This is a genomic window from Robinsoniella sp., from assembly GCF_034124845.1.
Genome location: NZ_JAWYAJ010000598.1, coordinates 1 through 20,817, shown reverse-complemented (window position 1 = coordinate 20,817; position 20,817 = coordinate 1). Strand labels below are relative to the sequence as shown.

The 20,817-nt window shown below is 43.1% G+C and carries 19 protein-coding genes, 1 pseudogene and 1 riboswitch; of the genes and pseudogenes, 7 read left to right on the top strand and 13 right to left on the bottom strand.

Features of this window, described 5'->3' with window-relative positions; all coding sequences use genetic code 11:
* Together hemC and hemA are read right to left on the bottom strand one after the other, a co-directional pair.
* Positions 1 to 840, bottom strand: an 840-nt coding sequence (gene hemC / locus ACH2DQ_RS29405; RefSeq protein ID WP_395028839.1) for a hydroxymethylbilane synthase, incomplete at its 3' end; no start/stop codon positions are given.
* 14 nt (positions 841 to 854) lie between these two features.
* The gene (gene hemA / locus ACH2DQ_RS29400; protein WP_394912807.1) at positions 855 to 2,084 is read right to left on the bottom strand and encodes a glutamyl-tRNA reductase; all 1,230 of its coding nucleotides are present in this window, start codon (positions 2,082 to 2,084) and stop codon (positions 855 to 857) included.
* A gap of 237 nt (positions 2,085 to 2,321) precedes the next feature.
* On the opposite strand from hemA, the gene ACH2DQ_RS29395 reads away from it, so the two are divergent.
* Complete coding sequence (locus ACH2DQ_RS29395) at positions 2,322 to 2,495, top strand: DUF6783 domain-containing protein (RefSeq protein ID WP_394912894.1); 174 nt, start codon at positions 2,322 to 2,324, stop codon at positions 2,493 to 2,495.
* Between the two features lie 696 nt (positions 2,496 to 3,191).
* On the opposite strand, the gene ACH2DQ_RS29390 is transcribed toward ACH2DQ_RS29395, so the two are convergent.
* Positions 3,192 to 3,611: a pyridoxamine 5'-phosphate oxidase family protein gene (locus tag ACH2DQ_RS29390; protein ID WP_394912808.1), complete on the bottom strand. Its 420-nt coding sequence runs from the start codon at positions 3,609 to 3,611 to the stop codon at positions 3,192 to 3,194.
* A 42-nt stretch (positions 3,612 to 3,653) separates the two neighbouring features.
* Positions 3,654 to 4,106: a MarR family winged helix-turn-helix transcriptional regulator gene (locus tag ACH2DQ_RS29385; RefSeq protein ID WP_394912809.1), complete on the bottom strand. Its 453-nt coding sequence runs from the start codon at positions 4,104 to 4,106 to the stop codon at positions 3,654 to 3,656.
* A gap of 146 nt (positions 4,107 to 4,252) precedes the next feature.
* Positions 4,253 to 4,438, top strand: a riboswitch (cobalamin riboswitch).
* A 147-nt stretch (positions 4,439 to 4,585) separates the two neighbouring features.
* On the opposite strand from ACH2DQ_RS29385, the gene ACH2DQ_RS29380 reads away from it, so the two are divergent.
* The 6 genes and pseudogenes from ACH2DQ_RS29380 to ACH2DQ_RS29355 all read left to right on the top strand — a co-directional run bounded on the left by ACH2DQ_RS29380 (position 4,586) and on the right by ACH2DQ_RS29355 (position 9,309).
* The gene (locus ACH2DQ_RS29380; protein ID WP_027296940.1) at positions 4,586 to 5,347 is read left to right on the top strand and encodes an energy-coupling factor ABC transporter permease; all 762 of its coding nucleotides are present in this window, start codon (positions 4,586 to 4,588) and stop codon (positions 5,345 to 5,347) included.
* On the top strand, positions 5,337 to 5,675 hold the full coding sequence (locus ACH2DQ_RS29375; protein WP_394912810.1) for an energy-coupling factor ABC transporter substrate-binding protein: 339 nt from the start codon (positions 5,337 to 5,339) through the stop codon (positions 5,673 to 5,675). Before ACH2DQ_RS29380 ends, ACH2DQ_RS29375 begins: the two co-directional genes overlap by 11 nt.
* A gap of 44 nt (positions 5,676 to 5,719) precedes the next feature.
* On the top strand, positions 5,720 to 6,505 hold the full coding sequence (cbiQ, locus tag ACH2DQ_RS29370) for a cobalt ECF transporter T component CbiQ (protein ID WP_394912811.1): 786 nt from the start codon (positions 5,720 to 5,722) through the stop codon (positions 6,503 to 6,505).
* 12 nt (positions 6,506 to 6,517) lie between these two features.
* Positions 6,518 to 7,117: pseudogene (locus ACH2DQ_RS29365) on the top strand (energy-coupling factor ABC transporter ATP-binding protein); the annotation flags it as partial.
* Between the two features lie 264 nt (positions 7,118 to 7,381).
* Complete coding sequence (locus ACH2DQ_RS29360) at positions 7,382 to 8,179, top strand: sirohydrochlorin cobaltochelatase (RefSeq protein WP_394912895.1); 798 nt, start codon at positions 7,382 to 7,384, stop codon at positions 8,177 to 8,179.
* A 197-nt stretch (positions 8,180 to 8,376) separates the two neighbouring features.
* Entirely contained in the window at positions 8,377 to 9,309 is a 933-nt protein-coding gene (locus tag ACH2DQ_RS29355; RefSeq protein WP_394912812.1) for a DMT family transporter, read from the top strand.
* A gap of 140 nt (positions 9,310 to 9,449) precedes the next feature.
* Here the strand turns inward: ACH2DQ_RS29355 and ACH2DQ_RS29350 are convergent, their stop codons facing one another.
* From ACH2DQ_RS29350 to ACH2DQ_RS29310, 9 genes are all read right to left on the bottom strand, one after another.
* Positions 9,450 to 11,246: a glycerophosphodiester phosphodiesterase family protein gene (locus ACH2DQ_RS29350; RefSeq protein ID WP_394912813.1), complete on the bottom strand. Its 1,797-nt coding sequence runs from the start codon at positions 11,244 to 11,246 to the stop codon at positions 9,450 to 9,452.
* Between the two features lie 282 nt (positions 11,247 to 11,528).
* Positions 11,529 to 12,170: a precorrin-8X methylmutase gene (locus tag ACH2DQ_RS29345; RefSeq protein WP_394912814.1), complete on the bottom strand. Its 642-nt coding sequence runs from the start codon at positions 12,168 to 12,170 to the stop codon at positions 11,529 to 11,531.
* 67 nt (positions 12,171 to 12,237) lie between these two features.
* Positions 12,238 to 13,749, bottom strand: coding sequence for a cobyric acid synthase (locus ACH2DQ_RS29340; protein ID WP_394912815.1), 1,512 nt, complete (start codon positions 13,747 to 13,749; stop codon positions 12,238 to 12,240).
* Between the two features lie 130 nt (positions 13,750 to 13,879).
* On the bottom strand, positions 13,880 to 14,950 hold the full coding sequence (locus ACH2DQ_RS29335; RefSeq protein WP_394912816.1) for a pyridoxal phosphate-dependent aminotransferase: 1,071 nt from the start codon (positions 14,948 to 14,950) through the stop codon (positions 13,880 to 13,882).
* 59 nt (positions 14,951 to 15,009) lie between these two features.
* Positions 15,010 to 15,984 carry an adenosylcobinamide-phosphate synthase CbiB gene (gene cbiB, locus ACH2DQ_RS29330; protein WP_394912817.1) on the bottom strand — a complete coding sequence of 325 codons (975 nt, stop codon included), beginning with the start codon at positions 15,982 to 15,984 and terminating at the stop codon, positions 15,010 to 15,012.
* Complete coding sequence (locus ACH2DQ_RS29325; RefSeq protein WP_394912818.1) at positions 15,966 to 17,369, bottom strand: cobyrinate a,c-diamide synthase; 1,404 nt, start codon at positions 17,367 to 17,369, stop codon at positions 15,966 to 15,968. The genes cbiB and ACH2DQ_RS29325 overlap by 19 nt, the downstream gene beginning before the upstream one ends.
* A 117-nt stretch (positions 17,370 to 17,486) precedes the next feature.
* On the bottom strand, positions 17,487 to 19,526 hold the full coding sequence (cobK, locus tag ACH2DQ_RS29320; RefSeq protein WP_395028836.1) for a precorrin-6A reductase: 2,040 nt from the start codon (positions 19,524 to 19,526) through the stop codon (positions 17,487 to 17,489).
* Positions 19,519 to 20,250, bottom strand: coding sequence for a precorrin-3B C(17)-methyltransferase (cobJ, locus tag ACH2DQ_RS29315; RefSeq protein ID WP_394912820.1), 732 nt, complete (start codon positions 20,248 to 20,250; stop codon positions 19,519 to 19,521). Before cobJ ends, cobK begins: the two co-directional genes overlap by 8 nt.
* On the bottom strand, positions 20,243 to 20,817 hold a 575-nt coding region (locus ACH2DQ_RS29310), incomplete at its 5' end, for a cobalamin biosynthesis protein (protein ID WP_395028834.1). The genes cobJ and ACH2DQ_RS29310, both read right to left, overlap by 8 nt.

The window sequence follows — 20,817 nt, the reverse complement described above, 5'->3', positions numbered from 1 at the left end:
TTTTGCGGCATTTACAGCAAATTCCTCTTTGCTGCCTTTGAGATAAGTATTGGATTCTTCATCATAATAAAGTCCTATGAGGAAAATTTTATCTTCCTTTACAACTGCATGCGCTGCTACAGGCGAACTGCATCCCCCGTTTAATTCTCTTACAAAAGCACGTTCCGCCTCTGCCGCATAACCGGCTTCTTCATCTGCATAGTCTTTTAGAAATCCATAGTCTTCTCCTGCTCTTCCCTGTATGGCAAGGATTCCCTGACCGGCTGCCGGCATCATCTCCTCCGGCTCAAAATACCGGCTGATTCGATCTTTAAGTCCCAGTCTCTTAAGACCGGCTGCCGCCAGAATAAGTGCACTGTATTCACCGTCATCCAGTTTCTTCAAACGTGTCAGAACATTTCCCCGCACAGTCTGAAATTGGGCATCGGGAAAAATCTCTTTCATCTGGAGTATTCTGCGCAGACTGGAACACCCAATTGGCAGAGATGAATCCCACTTTTCAGCACCTTTTGGCAACACCAGTACATCCCTTGGATCTTCCCTTTTCGAATAAGCAACAACTGGCAGTTCTTCTGGAACTTCCATGGGCATATCTTTTAAGCTGTGAACGGACAGATCGCTTCTTTTATCCAAAAGCGCTTTATCCAGTTCTTTTACAAATAGTCCTTTGCCGCCAATTTTATCCAGGGTTTTATCCAGAATAATATCCCCTGTCGTCTTCATAGTGAGCATTTTGACTTCAATTTCCGGATGGTTAGTTTTTATATGTTCCATCACCATTTCCGTCTGGATTACAGCGAGCCTGCTCTCCCGGCTTCCGATACATATACTTCTTTCCATTTTTATTATCCCCTCTAGTTTTCATATACTTTATTTAAACCCTCCACACATTCCCGGAAGGTTTCCTTACTGACTTCATCCCGCAGGCCGAACATCATCTTATTGACCACTTTTCCGGCTGCCGACTCAATGCTTTCCTGCAGGCTCGCCTGAATATCCATTTCCACAGGCAGTTCTCTTACGATTTTCTGAATCCGAAGCTTCAAATCGATGACGGCACTATTTCGGATATCCTGTATTTTCGGTATGACATCCCTGCATTCATACCACTCAAAAAATTCATCGATCTGACCCTGCAGGATCACCTTAGCATCTTCAATATTTTTTTTCAATTTCTCATTCTGAAGATCTATATGAAAATAATCGATGTCATATAACTTGATAAAGGGAAGTTCTCTGGCTGCCGGATCAATATCTCTTGGTACTGCAAGATCAATCAGCACCATATTATGACAGACTTTGGCTTCCCTGATACAATGTTCTTTCAGGGTGTAATTTGGACTTGCCGTTGCGCTGACCACATAATCACACTCACCAAACAGCGACATGCGTTCTCCGTAATCAATTCTTTTGCATCCATGAGGAATTTCTACAATTCCACTGCGGTACTGCCTAACGGTAACCGTTACATCGGCTCCTTCCCGGCACATAACAGTAGCCGCAAGTTTTCCCATTTCACCGTTCCCAATAACCATACATTTTTTGCCGCTAAAGGAATATCCTTCTTTCTTCAAGACTTCTGTCGCCTGATGAATCACCGATTGGTTAGCAGTGGACATGGTCACATTGGTCTTTACCTTTTTTGCAGCAGTAACCGCCATACGGAACAATATCTCAAGCACATTATCGGTAACATAGTGTTCTCTGGCAAAAGCAAGTGCTTCTTTAACCTGGGTAATGATCTGGTCTTCTCCTAAGATCTTAGATTTCAGACCACAGGATAACTCAAATAAATGCCGTACCGCATCCTCTTCCCGGCGTTCTACAAAATATTCCCGGTACAACTCCTTAGGCACCTGGCGTATCTCACACAAAATCTCATACAAAGAACCTTCAAAATCTTCCCGGCTGCTCACCCATAATTCCATCCGGTTACAGGTGGATATCATAATGCTGCCCTGTATGCCTTCAATTTTTTTCAGTTCCTCAAAAGCCTGGGCCGTACTTTTTTTTGTAAACGAAAAGATCGTCCGCACATCCAATACTGCCCTGCTGTGGTCAATACCTATCATCTGAATCCCCATAAAACATTCCTCAACATTCTTCTTCTTAAGTTTAAACAGGCCCTATCAATTTGTGTAATTGATCAGTAGCAATCTTTAATCATCATAGCACAACATTTTACAAAATCAAACAATTAATTTAAAATAATACAATCCGAATCTATTGTGTGTTTGAAAAATTCTTTCTGTCAGATATGCGTCATGGTTAAAGGGAGATTCGTCCTGGATGACGGATATGCAGCAGGCTGTTTAGCATGAATTTGTGGTAAAGATACTGCTGCGTGGGATGTGCAGAAAGTGAGAATGATTTTTCAAACACGCTCTTACGCTTTTTATTATGTAAAACAGGATACAAAATCCCGTGATCTTCTTAAGGTTATAGAACCGTACCGGTTTCCCTGTACGGTCCTTTTGGTTAAACGCTTATTCTAATAATAAATTTGTGATTCATTGCCGCCCCCTCCCTTCTCACCTTTTATTCCCGCAAGCAACGAGCCAAACGGACACGCTGGCGCATCCATTTGGCGACTGCCGCGAGGGTTGTGAACGTCCAGTGGACGTTCGTTTAGCAACGGCCGGAGCGAAAGCGGAGAACAAATGCCCCGCTGCTCGCAGCGTTACAAATTTGATGCCCCGTTGCTTGCAGCGGGGTTGTTGACTCAGCGGTTCTATTTCAGAAAAGCACACCCGAATTTATGAATTAACATACATGCATACAAAATAGTTTTAATGGAATTCAATTTTGGCAAATTGGAAAAATTCGTAGAGAAATCTACTTGATTTATTTTTTGACTGCTATAGAGCAAGTTTTATAATTGCTTTCTGGACTCTCGAGCCTGTTTTGGAAATACATGATATCCGCTTTAGGCAGATGATTCTGTGAGCAAATTCACTCTGTTGTATGGATGTGGTTACTGATTCATTCCGCTTGTTTATGATTATATCACATGTTTTCTTTTATATCAACTATTTATTTAAAAATATCTCATATTATTAAATTTTTATTTCTTGCACAGCATGTTGCTTTTTTAATATGCATTGCAACCTGCACTCAGGCAGACATACCGATAATTGGAGCGGCGAGAGGACGGGCAAGAGCAGCCCGTCAATCTTCCTCCGTCCCATACTCTATTCCAGTCCGAAGCTTTCAGATTTAAAATTACTGTAATGCCTGACACTGGAAGCTGTAAACTTCAACACACAATAATCCGGATCCGTCACTCCTTCTTTGTAGTACATCGTATCTCCCTCCTGCCAGATCATCTCCTTGCTTTCGCTGTCCTGTAGAATTTCCATTGTTCCGCGCAGCATAATGCCGCGAAAATAGCGTCTGTCGCAAAGATAGACACAAGCCTTTGGATTCTCCATAAATTGCCTTACCCGCATGGAAGAAGTGTTGGTAGTAAAATATAGTATTTTTATTCCCTCCCTTTTTCTGGGAGCATACATTGCTTTTAAATTCGGGAAACCCTCCCGGTCTATGGAACCTACATATACTACTGATTGTTTGTCAATCATATTTCCTATTGTCTTTTCAGGATCTCTCATCATTATTCTCCTCGTTTTTTTAATGTTTTCTGTCTACTGACTTCAATTGCTGTCTTTTTCGACGTCCCTTTCATAATCTTTCAGATTTTCCAGGACGCGTTTTAAATTAATCTCCAGTTCTCCCACCTCTTCTTCCTCAAATCCCCGATAAAATAACCGGTTCATTTTCTGCGAAACTTCTTCGTATTTCTTCTTCATATTCCTGGCAGTGTCCGTTAAATAGATCCTGACCTGACGGCGGTTTTTGGCATCCTGTTTACGAATCAGGATTTCTCTGGATGCCATTCGGTCAATAATGCTGGTCAGTGTATTGTTTGCCAGAGAAGTACGCTTTCCGATCTCACTCATCGTCAACCCCTCCTCTTTCCATAGCACGAATAGTATCCTGCCCTGGGATCCATTGATTTCCAGTCCCGCCTCAGCTAATAACCTGCCAAATATCCTGTCTTGCAGCTGCTTAATCTGCGATATGTAAAATCCTCCTTTTGTCTCCATTTCTCACCTTTCTATATCGTATATTTCTATATAGAAATATTATATTCATATGCCGGAAAAGTCAAGATATTTTATTGACTTTTATACCGGTACATGGTAAAATTTTGTCATAATTGAATATCGACAGGTGCTGCCAGAGCATGTCTGAAAATTCTTTTCAGCCACGCTCTAAAAAGCAGAGAATAGGAAAGCCGGGTGAAATGCCCGCACGGTCACGCCGCTGTATTGGAAGAGTATCCGCTCAAAATGTCACTGTTTGTTATTGGAATGGGAAGACGAGCCGATATGTTAACGCCTGAGTCAGAAGACCTGCCTGCGATAAGAGATTTACACATAGTTACGAACGATGGCTAGGTGTGCCCGGATTATTTTGTCGATGTCCATAGATTTCTATGTTCGTCCTCAAGATTTTCTGACCATACGCCTATCTTCTGAATTTGTTGAAGATCAGGCGATTTTTTATGTAGGAGGAAAGAAGAATGAGTTTGAAACAAAGAAAACTGGTTGTATTAGCCGGCGCATTTGCATTAGCCTTTGGAATTGCTCCTGTTGCTAATGCAATGCACATTATGGAAGGTTACCTTGCACCTACATACTGTATTATCTGGGGTGTGTTATGTGTTCCTTTTTTAGTGGCAGGATTTTTTTCCATTAAAAAAACCCTTGCTGAACACCGTAAAGTCCTGGTAATCCTTGCGATTGCGGGTGCATTTGCATTTGTATTGTCATCCTTAAAGATTCCATCCGTAACGGGAAGCAGTTCTCATCCCACCGGAACCGGACTGGGTGCGATCTTATTTGGACCAAGTGCTATGAGTATCATCGGCATCATCGTTTTATTATTCCAGGCAATTCTGCTGGCACATGGAGGGCTTACCACATTGGGAGCCAATACCTTTTCTATGGCGATTGCAGGTCCTTTCCTTGCATTTGGAATCTACAAGCTCTGCCGGAAATTTAATGTAAATAAATTAGTATCCGTATTCCTGGCAGCTTGCCTGGGCGATTTATTTACCTATATGATTACATCCTTTCAGCTGGCAATTGCGTATCCTTCGGAGGTTGGCGGATTTATGGCTTCCCTCACCAAATTCATGGGTATTTTCGCAGTAACCCAGGTACCCCTTGCCATTATTGAAGGTATCATTACAGCCGTTGTGATGATTGGTCTGGAATCCTATGCTAAATCTGAATTAACAGATCTTGGTTATTTTAAAGGAGGTGTCGTTAATGGGCGGTAAAGGAAAAACAGTCATTATTCTGCTTTTAATCTGTGTATTAATTGCAGTTATTCCTCTGGCTTTGAACAAAGATTCGGAATTCGGCGGTGCGGATGGTGCTGCTGAAGAAGCGATCACCCAGATCGACCCCAGTTATCAGCCTTGGGCATCTCCTATTATGGAACCGCCGGGCGGAGAAACAGAAAGTCTTCTCTTCTGTCTCCAGGCTGCTCTTGGCGCAGGTGTATTTGGCTATTGTATCGGTATGCTGCGTGAACGCACAAAGCACGCGAAAAAGGATGAAGAGAACAACGGAACTTTTAACAGTTCGAAAAAAGCGAAAGCTTAATTGCCGGAATCTCTTAAATACTATATAATGGGAAGGTTCATAAAATGATCATCATAGATAAGCTATGTTATACTTCAAAATTAAGATATACAAATGCTTCTGTTAAAACAACTCTTGCAATAATTACACTTTTAGTTTGTGTAATAGATCGTTCGATTGCATTGTCTGTCTGCATTTTATTTGCAATGGGATATCTCACCATACATCTTGGAGGGATATCCCCTTCCCATTATTTCAGGCTGATGCGAATACCGCTTATCTTCTTATTTTTAAGCACCATTGCTATTATTATTAATTTTTCTAAAACTCCCCTCTCGGCTTTTGCTGTTCCCATCGGGAATATCTATATAACAAGCAGCCGGACATCCCTGCTATTTGCAGCACAGCTGATTCTAACTGCCCTGGCAAGCGTTTCCTGTTTATATTTTTTATCGCTTTCCACCCCTATTACAGACATTTTAACTGTTTTTCGGAAAATCCATTGTCCGGAAATAATGATAGAACTGATGCTGCTCATTTACCGTTTTATTTTTGTATTACTGGATATCGCAGATTCCCTGACTTGCGCACAGCGCTCCCGTCTTGGAAATGTGAATTTGAAAACTTCCTGCAAATCCATGGGAAACCTGATTTCGGCATTGTTTATCCGCGCTTTTAAAAAATCTTCCTTTTTGTTTGATGCTATGGAATCCCGTTGTTATGACGGAACGATTCATGTTCTGGAAGAAAATTATCCTGCTAAGAAAAATCATATTATTTATCTGATTGTATTTGAACTGACTTTGATTATTCTATCCGTGATACTGCGTATCTGCGGATTACATATATAGAGGAGAAAAATTATGAACGATATTATCCTGAAAGCCGAAAATGTGTGTTATGCCTATGAAGACGGTAACCAGGCATTAAATGGGATCAACCTGGAAATCCGCAAGGGCAGAAAAATTGCTTTTATGGGCGCCAATGGTTCCGGTAAATCTACTTTTTTCCTTTGCCTGAACGGCATACACCGGCCCGGGAGCGGAACGATGTACTTCTATGGAAAACCTTACAACTATAGCCGGAAAGGTCTGTTAGCCCTTCGCAGCAAAGTGGGCATTGTATTTCAGGACCCGGATAACCAGTTGTTTTCAGCCAGTGTATATCAGGAAATTTCCTTTGGGATCCTGAATCTGGGCGTAGATGAAGAAACCGCTAAAAAAGAGGTGGAAGATGTGATCGAACACCTTGAAATCACCCCTTTTCGAAGCAAACCTACCCATGCTTTAAGCGGCGGGCAGAAAAAGCAGGTATCTATCGCAGATATTCTGGTTATGCATCCAGATGTAATAATATTTGACGAACCGGCTGCAGCGCTGGACCCCAAGCACACCACCCTGGTAAACCAGATCATTGATCAATTAACCCATCAGGGAATAACCGTCATTATTTCCACTCACGACGTTGACTTTGCTCTGAAATGGGCCGATGATGTGGTATTGTTTAAAGACGGCACCGTTTATATGGAAGGAGCACCGGAAGAAGTCTTTGTAAATAAATCCGTGCTTCACCAGACAAATCTGGAACAGCCCGCTGCAATCCAGCTATTTGAAAGTCTTTGTAAGAAGGGAGTCCTTCTCCCCTCTCTCCCACTGCCAAAAAGCCTGTCCACTTTGGAAGGCTATATTGAAAAAATAAGTACAAAACCACATTATGGAGGAACGAAATTGGAAGACACGAACAAGAAACAGGCAATTCTGGTGGTTAGCTTTGGAACCAGCTATGACGAAACCAGAAAGGTTACCATTGATGCCATCGAAAATTCGATACAGGAGGCTTTTCCTGAATTCAGGGTTTACCGTGCCTGGACAAGCAAAATGATTCTGGCAAAGATTAAAAAAAGAGATGGTATCCACATTCACAATGTAAAAGAAGCAATGGAACAAATGAAAGCAGATGGGATTACGGATGTTGTCGTTCAGCCAACCCATGTGATCAACGGCATCGAGAATGACCTGATGCAGGAAGACGCCCTGGCTTTCCAGGAATCCTTTCATTCCATACGCTTTGGCAACCCGCTGCTCACTACCGAGGAAGATAACCAGACTGTGATACGAGCTGTGTCAAGTGAGTTTTCATCCCTTTCCGAAGATGAAGTGCTGGTTATGATGGGACATGGGACAACCCATTATGCCAATGCAATCTATGCTGCACTTGATTATGCTTTCAAAGATTATGGCTATGAAAATATATACCTGGGTACTGTGGAAGCATATCCTTCCATGTCTTCAATCTTAAAAATGATTGCTGCAAAAAAACCGAAAAAAGTTGTTTTGGCACCATTTATGATCGTTGCCGGAGACCATGCCAGAAATGATATGGCGGGCGATGATCCGGAATCCTGGTACTGCCAATTGAAAGAAGCGGGATATCCAGTAGAATGCGTGTTAAAAGGTCTGGGGGAATACTCCAGTATACGTAATCTGTTTATCAATCATATACGAATGACTCTAGATGAGAAATAAAGACGTACCCCTAAAAATCCGATTGTTTATGACAATCGGATTTTTATTATATCCAAATCAAATTTTGTGTGCCTTTTTCTATCTTTACAGGGTGGATACTACTTTATAATTTTTCAACCTCTTGTATTCACTATCCTTTGGTGATATAATATTCATATCCCCCCATAGGGGATATGAATAGAAAGGAAGTGCGCATTATGAAAATAACATTCCAAAAACACATTGCTGTATTTAGCGCCATCGCTGCAGCTGTTCTTTATTCCATAAGTTCCCCGGTTTCTAAACTGCTGTTATCGGAAATACCGCCTGCCCTTATGGCATCCCTGCTCTACCTGGGTGCCGGATTTGGAATGGCATCCATTAATTTGATTCAAAAAAAGGCTGTATCCCCTTCCAAAGACACGCCTTTTGTAAAACGGGATTTCCCCTACATTGCAGGTATGATTTTACTGGATATTGCGGCTCCTTTTTTATTAATGACGGGACTTTCAAAAGCCTCCGCAGCCAATGTATCTCTTTTAAATAATTTTGAGATTGTTGCTACTTCACTGATCGCTTTTACCCTGTTCCGGGAAAAAATTACGGGACGGCTCTGGTTTGGCATCGGATTGATTACGATTTCCAGCCTGATACTATCTCTGCCCGAACCTGGAAGCCTCTCCTTTTCCTACAGTTCACTTTTTGTGCTGGGCGCATGTGTATGCTGGGGATTTGAAAATAATTGTACCCGCATGCTTTCGAAAAACAGTCCTTTGAAAGTGGTTATCATCAAAGGCTTTGGTTCCGGGATCGGCTCCTTGCTCCTGTCCTTTCTCCTTCATGAGAATGGTATTCCCGCCCTTTATATCTTCTGTACCCTGATTTTAGGCTTTGTATCCTATGGTTTGAGTATTTTTTGCTATGTATATGCCCAAAGAAGCCTCGGGGCAGCAAAAACCAGTGCCTATTACTCTATATCACCATTTATTGGGGTATTTCTCTCCCTCATTATTTTCCGGGAAATACCCCATGTAAGTTTTGTTCTGGCATTTCTGGTAATGGCTGCAGGTACATACTATACCTCAACAGATGCTAAAAAGAGCCGCTTTCTGTTCTTTCGTAAAAAGCCAATTACTCATGTTCAGATTTAATCTTGTTTCACACAGAACTGTCTAAACACAATATGCTATATCCAAAAAAGAATAACCTGCTGCCGCCCGTGGATCCCGAGGAAACAGCTTTGTGGCAGCAGTCTGAATGCCGGGAAGATTCGAGTTGGATATGGCATTGATTATTGCCCTAATATTTTATCTACAATACCGTCTAACAGCAGATCCTGCCCTCTGGTATCCAGAACGTAGCTTGCCAGGTATTGGTTATCGGTAATAATACCATCCACGCCCATTTCTACATATTTGCGAATGGATTTTTCGTTATTTAAGGTCCAGACATAGATCGGCTTTCCGTTGGCTTTCAGGCGGCTTATCATATTTCTCGTTACAAAGGTAGCTTCCACACTGAATGCATCCGCTTCCTCCATATTTTCCAGGCTTCCATATGCAACAGCTGATATTAAACCGGTTTTAATTTCCGGGGCCAGCTCTTTTATCTTTTTTAGTATTTTACGGTCCATGGAAACCACCATACACTGCTCCTGATATTGATATTGCCGTATAAGGTCAACCGTCCTCTGTTCCAGATTCTGCTCATGTCCGGTACTTTTCAATTCAATCATTAATTTTATGTTATTTCCCGCTTCCTGAATCATTTCCTCCAGTGTGGGGATCTTTTCGTCTTTGTAGCGGTAAGCAGTGCGGATTCCCGCATCATACTGTCTTAATTCATTAAACTCAACATCCCATACATTCTTTCGGACTCCGGCTGTCCGTTCAAAATTAGCGTCATGCATAACAATCAGCTGCCCGTCTTTTGTTTCCTGCACATCAATTTCTGCATAATCTGCTTTGCTGTCTATAGCTTCATGCAGTGCCGCAATTGTATTTTCCGGGGCAAACATGGCGCCTGCACGATGGGCAACAATATCGATATGTGCGTTATCGTCCCGCAGCATGGCTGCGCTAACGGCATAAGGCGTATTATCAATATACAATCCCAGTATCAGAAATACCATAACCAGAACTACCACCTTTTTTCCCGTTCTCAGCAGCAGATGCCGTTCATCTTTTTGAGGATTCACAATGCTGCATCCACTTTGTTCAAAATAATACACGGAAATATATCCCAGATTGAAGACCGCCAGGCCAATGGTACTCAAAACAATTCCAAGACCGCTCCAAACCGTTAGATTAAACCAGAAATAGTCCTTTGCTTCCACCCCTGTTCGGAAGAACTTAGCAACTGCCAGAAGAATTGCAATTACTGCAGCTGCTGCAATTATTTCAAAAATAATATAAAGGACATTCCACAAAATAAAAGAAAAAATTGAACCGATAAATTTATGCTTTGTTTTATGAATACTCTCTTTACATCCCCGAAAGAAACTTTTATTTTCCAGGACTACTTCATGCAGACTGAATACCAGCCTGAATACGATTATCATTACAATCAGCATAGCCGAAATAAAGAAAATGTTTAATACTCTATTCTCCACAATAAAATCCAGAATAAACCCCGGTATCTCAAAACCCTGAAACGGACCTGAGGTAAAAGGGATCCCCGCCAGAGGCATCATCAGAATGACAAAGAAAAGCAATGGCAGGTTAAACGGCTTAAATACGATAATGGCTTTTTTCATAGACTGAATCAACAGCCCCCGCACCTTAATCGGTTCGTCTCTTCGGCTGTGGTCAAAATAAATGATAATTCCTGTTATTTCCATATAAATAAAGAATGCGAGCAACAACAGTAAAAATAATAATCCCAGTATCAAATTTGAAGAAGTAAACAGGCGGCCTGCATTGTCCATGGTAATATAATATAAATCTGCCCGGGCCATCAACTCTTCTAACCCTGTCTGCAGAAAAACCAGGCCGGTCATCCAGATCATTTTATAAATCGCTTCAAAAAGAAGTAATGTTGTCCAATCCCAGCTTATTAACTGTAACGTTTTTTTATATTTTTGTATCATAACCTAGTACCTCCAGTGTAAATAAGCCATTACACATCGTTCATGTTATCTGCGTCAGGTGTTCATCTGTAGAGTGACCACATCGCGTGTGTTATGTAATGGCGTATTTACGCCGGCGTTATCGCCTCTTAAACCCGTAATTTTTTCTATAGAGAAAACTGGCATACCAAGTATTAGGCACACCAGTTAGTATTCCATTTTTAAGGATATAAACTCCTGTTATATAATTGAATTTTTACTGGACATATTCGCTTACATTCATAAGCGTCATGCCATACTGCTCTATTCCCTGTTATCATCAATCATATATAACAGCGCATTACAGATACAGGCTGCAATATTGCTCCCGCCTTTTCTTCCCCGTGCAACAATATAAGGAACGTCACTGTCCATAATCAATTCCTTAGACTGTACTACATTTACAAATCCAACCGGAACACCGATAATTAATTCAGGATCTAACTTTTTCTCCTGAATCAGTTCATAAATCCTCACTAATGCCGTAGGCGCATTTCCAATGGCAAAGATTAGTTTTTCCCCCATTGCAGCAGCTTTATCCATACTGGCTGTGGCTCTGGTACTGCCATTTTCCCTGGCTGTCTGAGCCACGTCTTCGTCTGACATAAAGCAGTATACCTCACCGCCGTACTTAGCAAGGGCTTTTTTATTAATGCCGGCTTTTGCCATCTGAGTATCGGTAACGATACAGGCACCTGACTTTATTGCACTGATTGCTTTTGCCACTGCCTCTTCTGAAAAGCACAGATTATCTGCGTAATCAAAGTCAGCACTGGTGTGGATACAGCGTTTGATAATCAGTTCCTGATCTTTTGGAAGTATCCTTTCTCCAAGCTCTTCCGTAATGATTTCAAAGCTTCTCTTTTCTATATCTCTGGGTTTTACATTTTCTAATTCTACTTTCATGATGTCCTCTCATTCCGCTTACCTGCGTTTTTTATCATATTCAACGCACGAATGCTCAAATGCTCTGTTAAATGCCTTCTTCCATAATCCGGTATATTTTCTTCATATCAAAATGCTTTCTCAGCTCTGATGCCAGAATATCATACTGGGTTTCTTTAAATGCCTGGAAGTCTACACTGGTTATCTCTGTTGCATCTATCCCTTTTATTCTGCCCAGTGACATGATCACTTCCTTTGCCACTTCTTCCTTGTCAAAAATGCCGTGTACATAGGTTCCATAGACATGAGCTCTGTATGCTCCGTCCGGTTTTTCTTTCGAATGTGTGACCCCGTCAGAGACAGCGGTTAGAGGTACACAGCCTTCTTTTAATGTACTGCTGCCCATATGGATCTCATATCCTTCCAGCTTTACACCGGAGAGGCTGTCAAGTGGACCGTCAATCCTGCCAAATGTTCCGGATACCCGGGTTCTTGTCTTTTCTTTTTCAAATACGGTATCCATAGGCAATAGACCCATTCCTTTGATCTCCCCTCCGGCTTCCACACCATCCGGATCAGACAGTGTCTCACCCAGCATCTGGTATCCGCCGCAGACCCCAAAAATAATTTTCCCTGCTGCTGCCAGCTTTTGCACTGATGCCTCCAGACCGTTCTGGCGCATCCAAAGCAAATCTTCCATGGTATTTTTCGTACCCGGTAAAATAATCATATCCGGGTTCTTAAGCTCAGAGACGGAATGTACGTAACGAAGGGATACGCCCTCCATGCTCTCAAATGGATTAAAATCAGTAAAATTAGAGATTCTTGGCAGGCGTATGACTGCTATATCGATTAAGCCAACTTCCTGATTTCCCGAAAAACGTTCTGTCAGGCTGTCTTCGTCTTCCACCTCAATCTGAAGATAAGGCGCTACTCCCACCACGGGGATGCCAGCCCGCTCTTCCAGCATTTCAACTCCCGGTTCCAGAATGGTCTTATCTCCCCGGAACTTGTTAATGATCAGGCCCTTTATCATTGCCTTCTCATCCTCTTCCAATAACATTACCGTACCGATCAGCTGTGCAAACACACCGCCTCTGTCAATGTCTCCAACAAGGAGAACCGGGGCTTTCGCCATTTTCGCCATGCCCATATTTACAATATCTTCCTGCTTTAAATTAATTTCTGCTGGGCTCCCGGCACCCTCGATTACAATAATATCGTATTCCTCTTCCAGTTTATGATAAGCACGCAGCACATCAGGAACCAGATTCTTTTTATACGCAAAATATTCTCTTGCGCTCATATTCCCAACCACTTCTCCATTTACGATCACTTGTGAACCGATATCATTAGTGGGCTTTAAAAGTATGGGATTCATATAAACAGAAGGCTTGATACCTGCTGCTTCTGCCTGCATAACCTGTGCACGTCCCATCTCAAGCCCTTCTTCCGTAATAAATGAATTTAAAGCCATGTTCTGGGATTTAAAAGGTGCTACTTTGTAACCGTCCTGCTTAAAGATCCTGCAAAGCCCCGCCGCTAACAGACTCTTGCCTGCATTAGACATGGTCCCCTGCACCATAATTGCTTTTGCCATATTTTCCTCCTATGTGACACTTTTGCTAACCTTTTTCTGATAGAAAGCTTAACCTGCTCCCTGATTTGCTATGAACTTACTCTTTGAATTTCACTCAAACGCCAATTTAAGTCCCGGGTGCACGAAACCTCTAATGGTCTGCGTGGCTGTCCCGTGCTTTTATAATCTCCTGCATAATTTCCATTAATGTTTCATTTTCTTCATGTGTTCTTACCGCAATTCGGTAATATCCATCACTCAGTCCATAGTAATTACTGCAGTCTCGTATGAGAATACCCTTTTTTTTACATTCCTCTGCCAGATTTTCAAGTCCGCGAAAAAATAGGAAATTGGCTTTTGAATCATAAACTTGAAATCCCAGCTCCTTCATTTTGATTGATAAATACTGGCGTTCTTCCCGAATCAGTGCCTTGCTGTTTTCTACAAATCCCACCTCGCGCAGCGCTGCTGTTCCTGCCATCTGTGCCGGTATGGAAACGTTCCAGGGCTGGACGGAATCCGCCATTTTTTCTAAAAGTTCCAGATTACTGCAAAAGCCATATCCCAGGCGCAGTCCCGCCATAGCATAGAGTTTTGTAAATGCTTTTAAGATAAATAAATGATCATTTGAAGTAATTTCATTCTTCATGGTATAAACCCCGGCATCATCTAAAAAATCATTAAAGCATTCATCTACTACCATCCAGACATTGCATGCCCTGCATTTATCCAGGATCTTATCCAGAAAATCCTTTGGGCTTACCAGACCTGTCGGGTTGTTCGGAACACATAAGAATAACAAATCCAAATCCGGTGTGATGGCTTCCAGGTAATCCTCCTGCAGTTCAAAACCCTGCTCTTCTTTCAGGAGATAGTACACTATCTCACAGCCATTGATCCGCAGTGCCTGTTCATACTCTGCAAAACCCGGCGCTGCCAGTAATGCTTTTTTCGGTTTGATTGCGGCTGCCAGGGAAAAAATCAACTCTGCCGCACCATTGCCGCAGATGATATGCTCCTTCTGGATACCTTCCTTAAAAGACAGTGCTTCCCGCAGCTTCCCGCAGTGGATATCCGGATAATTCACCGAACTTAAAATCCCTTCGTATGCCGCCTGGATAACTGCTTTCGGCATCCCCAGGGGGTTGATATTCGCAGAATAATCCATTTTCACTTCCTGGGAATAGATGTCTCCGCCATGTTTATGTTTTTCGATATCCATATCTTGTCCTCTTGGGAGCTATAGACGCTCCCCTCTTCCTGATTCTTTACTTTATCGGATTAACAAAAGAGAAATCCCCATACCGCAAGCTTTATCACGGCAAATACAAACAAAGATAATATGGCAGTTGCATAAAGCAGCACATTTGCCCGTTTAATATCTTCCGCTTCCACTGCCCGCATGGGATCTCCAATGGTTGGCTTTTTATACAGCTTTCCAAAATAGCAGGCATCACCTGCCAGTTGTATCTGCAGCGCTCCGGCCATTACCGCCTCTGTCTGTGCAGAGTTGGGGCTTGCGTGATTATAACGGTCTCTTTTATAGATCCGGTATGCATCTTTTACGGAAAGACCTGCAAAAAAAGATGCCCCGATCATCAGATACGCTGAAATTCTTGCCGGTATATAATTTACAACATCATCCAGCTTTGCCGCGAATCTGCCAAAGTAAAGATATTTATCATTTTTATATCCAACCATGGAATCCATGGTATTAATCGCTTTATAAAAATATCCAAATACGGCACCGCCGATTGCCATAAAAAGCATGGGGGCGATAATTCCATCGGATGTATTCTCCGCTACGGTTTCTACTGCTGCCTTTGTTACACCGGTCTCGTCCAGGCTCTTGGTATCCCGTCCCACGATCATGGACACTGCATACCTGCTGCCTTCCAGATCATGCTGCTTTAATCTGTCGTACACTTTCATACTCTCCGTTTTTAGTGATTTCGTAGCCAAAAGCTGGTAGCACATAATCGTCTGTAAAACGAATACCAGCCCGCTGCTTAGAAGACCCGCCAGATATAAGATGATCCAGGGTACCGCTGTGGTGATGCCTGCAACGATCACAACCAGTACAACGCCTGCCGCAAGCTCTCCCTTTTCCGATTTTGGAAATACACTTCGAAGTCCTCTTTCCGTAACGGAAATCAGATTCCCCACCAGCCGGATCGGATGATAGATGAAATGCGGATCTCCAATAATCAGGTCCAGCAGAAAACCTAATATTAATGCTAATATGGATGATAACATCCTTCTCTTCCTCCACTTTCACTTCGTAATTTCCTGTAGGATACACACTGTTTCAGGAACCGGTACGGCACCTCCGGATTGGAATAGTAATAGAGATGGGGAAATCCCGCAATCAGCTGCCTGCTGCCGCAGATACATTCCCACTCTCTTTTCCCTGCAGGTTTTCTTGCCAGAAAACTGCTGCCCGTATTCGTGCTGTCAAAATAATGAAATTCATGAGCCTTAATGATCCCAATATCCATTCCCAGCAGTTGATCCTTTCTGGGTGTCAAATCGATGTATCCAAATCTTCCTAATTTTTCTGTACGATATGCCCTGCCGGAAATGACTCCAGCCATTTCGTAAGTATTCCCCTCCATATCTTCCATCTGTTCATGGAGATACATGTAGCCACCGCATTCTGCCATGCAGGGAAGACCGGATTCCAATTTTTCCTTAATATCCTGCCTCATAATTTTATTTTGATGCAGTTCCCTGGCAAACAGCTCCGGGTAGCCTCCGTATAACAGCAATCCGTCTGCACCTTCCGGAACCTTCCCATCTGCAAGGGGAGAGAAATATAACAGCTTTGCACCCATTTCTTCCAAAATGCGGAGGTTGTCCTGGTAGATAAAGCAAAACGCATCATCTGAAGCTACTGCAATCACCGGATTGCCCTCCACCTTTTCAAACTCCGGCGGATTGCCGCTGATTAAAGGTGCCGTACCAGCCAGTTCTATCAATCCATCTATATCCAGCGTCTCTTCCAGAACTGCCGCCAAATTTGTAAGCTTCTCTTCCAGATCTTTGACTTCATCCGGCAGCACCAGCCCTAAATGCCTGCTTTCAATGAGACAATCTGTTATCTTTGGCACATAGCCGTACACGCTGACACCAATTTCCTCCTCTATGGCTGCCTTTATCCTGGGATAGAGCATTGGCGACATCTGATTCAGGATTACTCCTTTTATATGACTGTCCGATTTATACTCTACAAATCCTTTGATCTGAGCAAGCACCGATATGCTCATGCCCCGGCAGTTTACCACCATCACCGCCGGTGTATCTGTGGCGGCTGCAAGTTCATAGGTACTGGCGGTAACGGATGTCCCCCCCAGTCCGTCATAGAACCCCATGACGCCCTCCATAACGGAAATATCAGTGTCTTTGGCTGTTCTGGCAAACAAATATCTGGTCACTTCCGGATTGGTAAAAAACAAATCCAGATTGGCTGACTTTGCTTTAATGACCTTGCTGTGAAACATGGGATCTATATAGTCGGGACCGCTTTTGAAGGAGGAAACTTCTAGTCCCCGCTCCCGCAGTGCCTGCAAAATGCCACAGGTTATTAACGTTTTTCCGCTGCCGCTTGCTCCTGCGGTGATTAAAATTCTAGGCTGATGCATGCTATCTCCTTTCAGACAAGCTATTCCTGTACATGTAGTACCAGGCAGTCTGACAAACTATTCAGCACTGTCCGTCCTCTTTCTGCACGGACGGACTACCTGAATGTATTTCAAAAATCATTCCCCTGTGCAGGAAATAATATAAACCGGGTTCTGTCCCATCATCATATGATAATTACCTACTTCTTTTGATTTTCCCACCGACACGGCAGCAATATCCGTATCCTTCACCGGCAGTTCTTTCAGGCAGTTCAGTGCTTCCGCTACGGTTTCCAGGGCAATGGCATTAATCACAATCCGGGCTTTTGGATTTTTCCCCAGGATTAGTTCCATGATCTGCTTCAGATTTCCGGATGAACCGCCGATAAATGCATGGGTTGGTGCAGGGAGTTCTTCCAATGCTTCCGGTGCAAGCCCCTCCACTACATTCAGATTCGGGACAGCAAATTTCTTTTTGTTTTCCCCAATGAGCCGAACCGCTTCCTTTTTCTTCTCAATCGCATAGACAACGCCATTCCAGGACTGCAATGCCATCTCCACGGATACGGAACCGGTTCCTGCGCCAACGTCATAGATAACGGAATTCTCTTTCAACTGAAGCTTTGATAAAGAAATACTGCGTACTTCACTTTTTGTCATTGGCACCTTATCCCTTAAGAATGCTTCATCCCGGGTTCCATGGGTAACCACTATCGAAGCCTCCGGATTTTCGATCAATACTACCGACAGCTTTTCAAAGGTCTCTTCCGCCATGGAATCTGCCGTACCGCTTAGAATACGTTCATTGGAATAGGACAGGTTTTCTCCGGTATGCACTTTGACATCCGAAAGCCCGTAACTGCACAGATCCCGGCATACCTGATTTACACCATCCTGCTTACCGATCAGGGCAAATACCTTTTTATGGCGCTTTACCGCTGCTATCAGATTCTGCTCCCTGCCATGGAGGCTCATCAGATAAACATCCTCCCAGGAAGTGTGCAATTTCCCACAGAAGTAAACAACGGAAGAGATTCCGGAATAAACCTTTGCATGATAATCCCCAAACAAATCCAGCATTTTTTTTGCCCCGCTATAGAATCCGATATCACCGGACAGTAAAATTGCAATCTTTTTATATGCGGGATGTGCTTGTACAAAGTCTTTGATTTCATTTTCCCTGTAGGAAACAAAAACAGGTTTTCCAAGATTCTCCACTGTTTTTAAGATTCTGGCGGCTCCAATCAATACATCTGCTTCCTCACAGGCCGAAAATGCTTCTCTTGTCATATTTTCTTGCGTTCCCATACCAATCCCGATCAGTGATACCAGGCGTTTTTCTTTCTTCTCTTCCTGGTTTAATGCCCCAAATCTCTGCTTTAGCATTTCTTTTATTTCTTCCATTGTAAATCCGGTATTTTCTAACGGTCTGCCAAACAGAACCACTCGAGCACCAGCACGTCTGGCTGGCGTTATTTTCTCTTCAAATCCTCCGGATTTTCCGGAATCTTTCGTAACCAGATAGGAAGCATCAATCTGTTTTAACATGGCTATATTTAATTCTTCCGAAAATGGTCCCTGCATGCAGATCAGGTTCCTGCCCTGAAATCCCAATCCTGCACAGGCTGCTGCAACATCCGGTGTAGACAGAACCCGGGCAAAAATGCGGGACTGAAAGCCTGGGATTGCAGTAAATTTTGCCAGTTCCTTGCTGCCCGTGGTAACCAGCACATTTCCCTTTGTATTTTTAAGAAATTCCACCGCTTCCTCTATGGAAGCCACAACCGAAATATCCCGATCCACATTTAGATGACTGTTTCCTCTTAAGAGGCGTAAATATTCCGTGCCGCACCGGGTGCAGGCAAGTTGAATATTCTCGGAAACAGCAACGGCATAGGGATGTGTGGCATCAATTACCAGGTCTATCTGTTCTTCCTTCATCAAGTCTGCCATCTGCTCCGTGGTTAAACGCCCGGTATGCACCCTTATTCCCGGAGCGGATTCTTTTTCCACATCCGATGCGGCATCGAAGGAAATCAGCTGTCCGCCATACTCCGTTGCAACGCAGGCATGAATTTCCACAGCCTGATCCGCTGACTCCGGGCAAAGGTACCCGGTACAGTGCTGTACCAGTTCACGCCCTTCCGTTGTTCCGGCAAAAATCAGGATCTTATCCATGTCTGTATCCTCTTGGGGTAACCATCTTCCCGTCTATTTCTTTTGTCTGGGAATTACCGATAAACACAGTAGTAAACATGTCCACTTTGGTATCACGCAGTTCTTTTAAAGTCATGACCTCCATGGATTCTCCCTCTCTGCCGATATTCATTACAATACCGCAGATTGTTTCTCCCCCTTTATGCTCCATCATAAGATTACATGCCTTCTGCAGGTAATCATGACGTTTTTTACTGGAGGGATTATACAGACAGATCACAAAATCTGCTTCCGAAGCCAGAACCAGCCTTTTTTCTATTTTTTCCCAGGGGGTTAAGAGATCACTTAAGCTGATTAATGCGAAGTCATGGATTAAGGGTGCGCCAAGTACGGCTGCTCCGCCAGTAGCTGCAGTTACTCCCGGAATGACTTCTACTTCAATCCCGGGATACTCTGCACCAATTTCCAGCATCAGTCCCGACATACCATATACACCTGCATCCCCGCTGCAGATCATCGCAACATTTTTACCTTTTTTCGCCTCTTCAAATGCAAGGACGCAACGATCTACTTCTTTGGTCATGGGTGTGGTCAGGAACTCTTTTCCTGCAAAATGCTCCTTTACCAGATCTACATACACCGTATAACCGATAATTGTATCACAGCCATTCAGGGCATTTGCTGCACGCATAGTCATCTGTTCATATTCTCCCGGTCCAATTCCAACTACATATATCTTATTCAAATTCAACACTCCATTCTCTTAGGGCAATGGCGGTTGTAATGCCGAGGGCTTTTTCAATGCCCTTTGCCACTTTCTTTTTTTGTATTAATCTGCCTCTCAGGCTTCCAAGTACCGCACTTCTTTCGCATACATTGGATACTCCTGTAATTTCTTTTACAAATTCCGACTCCGTAAATGTTCCCTTTACTTCTGATAATTCTTCTTTGCTGTAAGTTACAAAGGGAATCTTATATTTTTCACAGAAGCTTAAGATGCCGGGTTCTTCCGCCTTCAGATCGATACTTGCAATCTGTTCGATACCATGAATGGAGAATCCCGCCGCACTTAACGACTCCATCACTGCCTGCTCAATTTCCACTGCATCCGTTCCCCTGCGGCAACCGATTCCAACCGTCAGGATTTTGGGAATCAGATGGAGCGTATGCTTAAAGGGCTGGATATTAGGATAAAGCGTTACTGCCATTCCATTGGTTCCTTCAAATACCTGCTCTTTGGTTACCGGAATAATTTCTTCCGGAATCTGGTCCAGCACCGGGAAATCACTGTAAAATCCTACCGGCTTTTCGT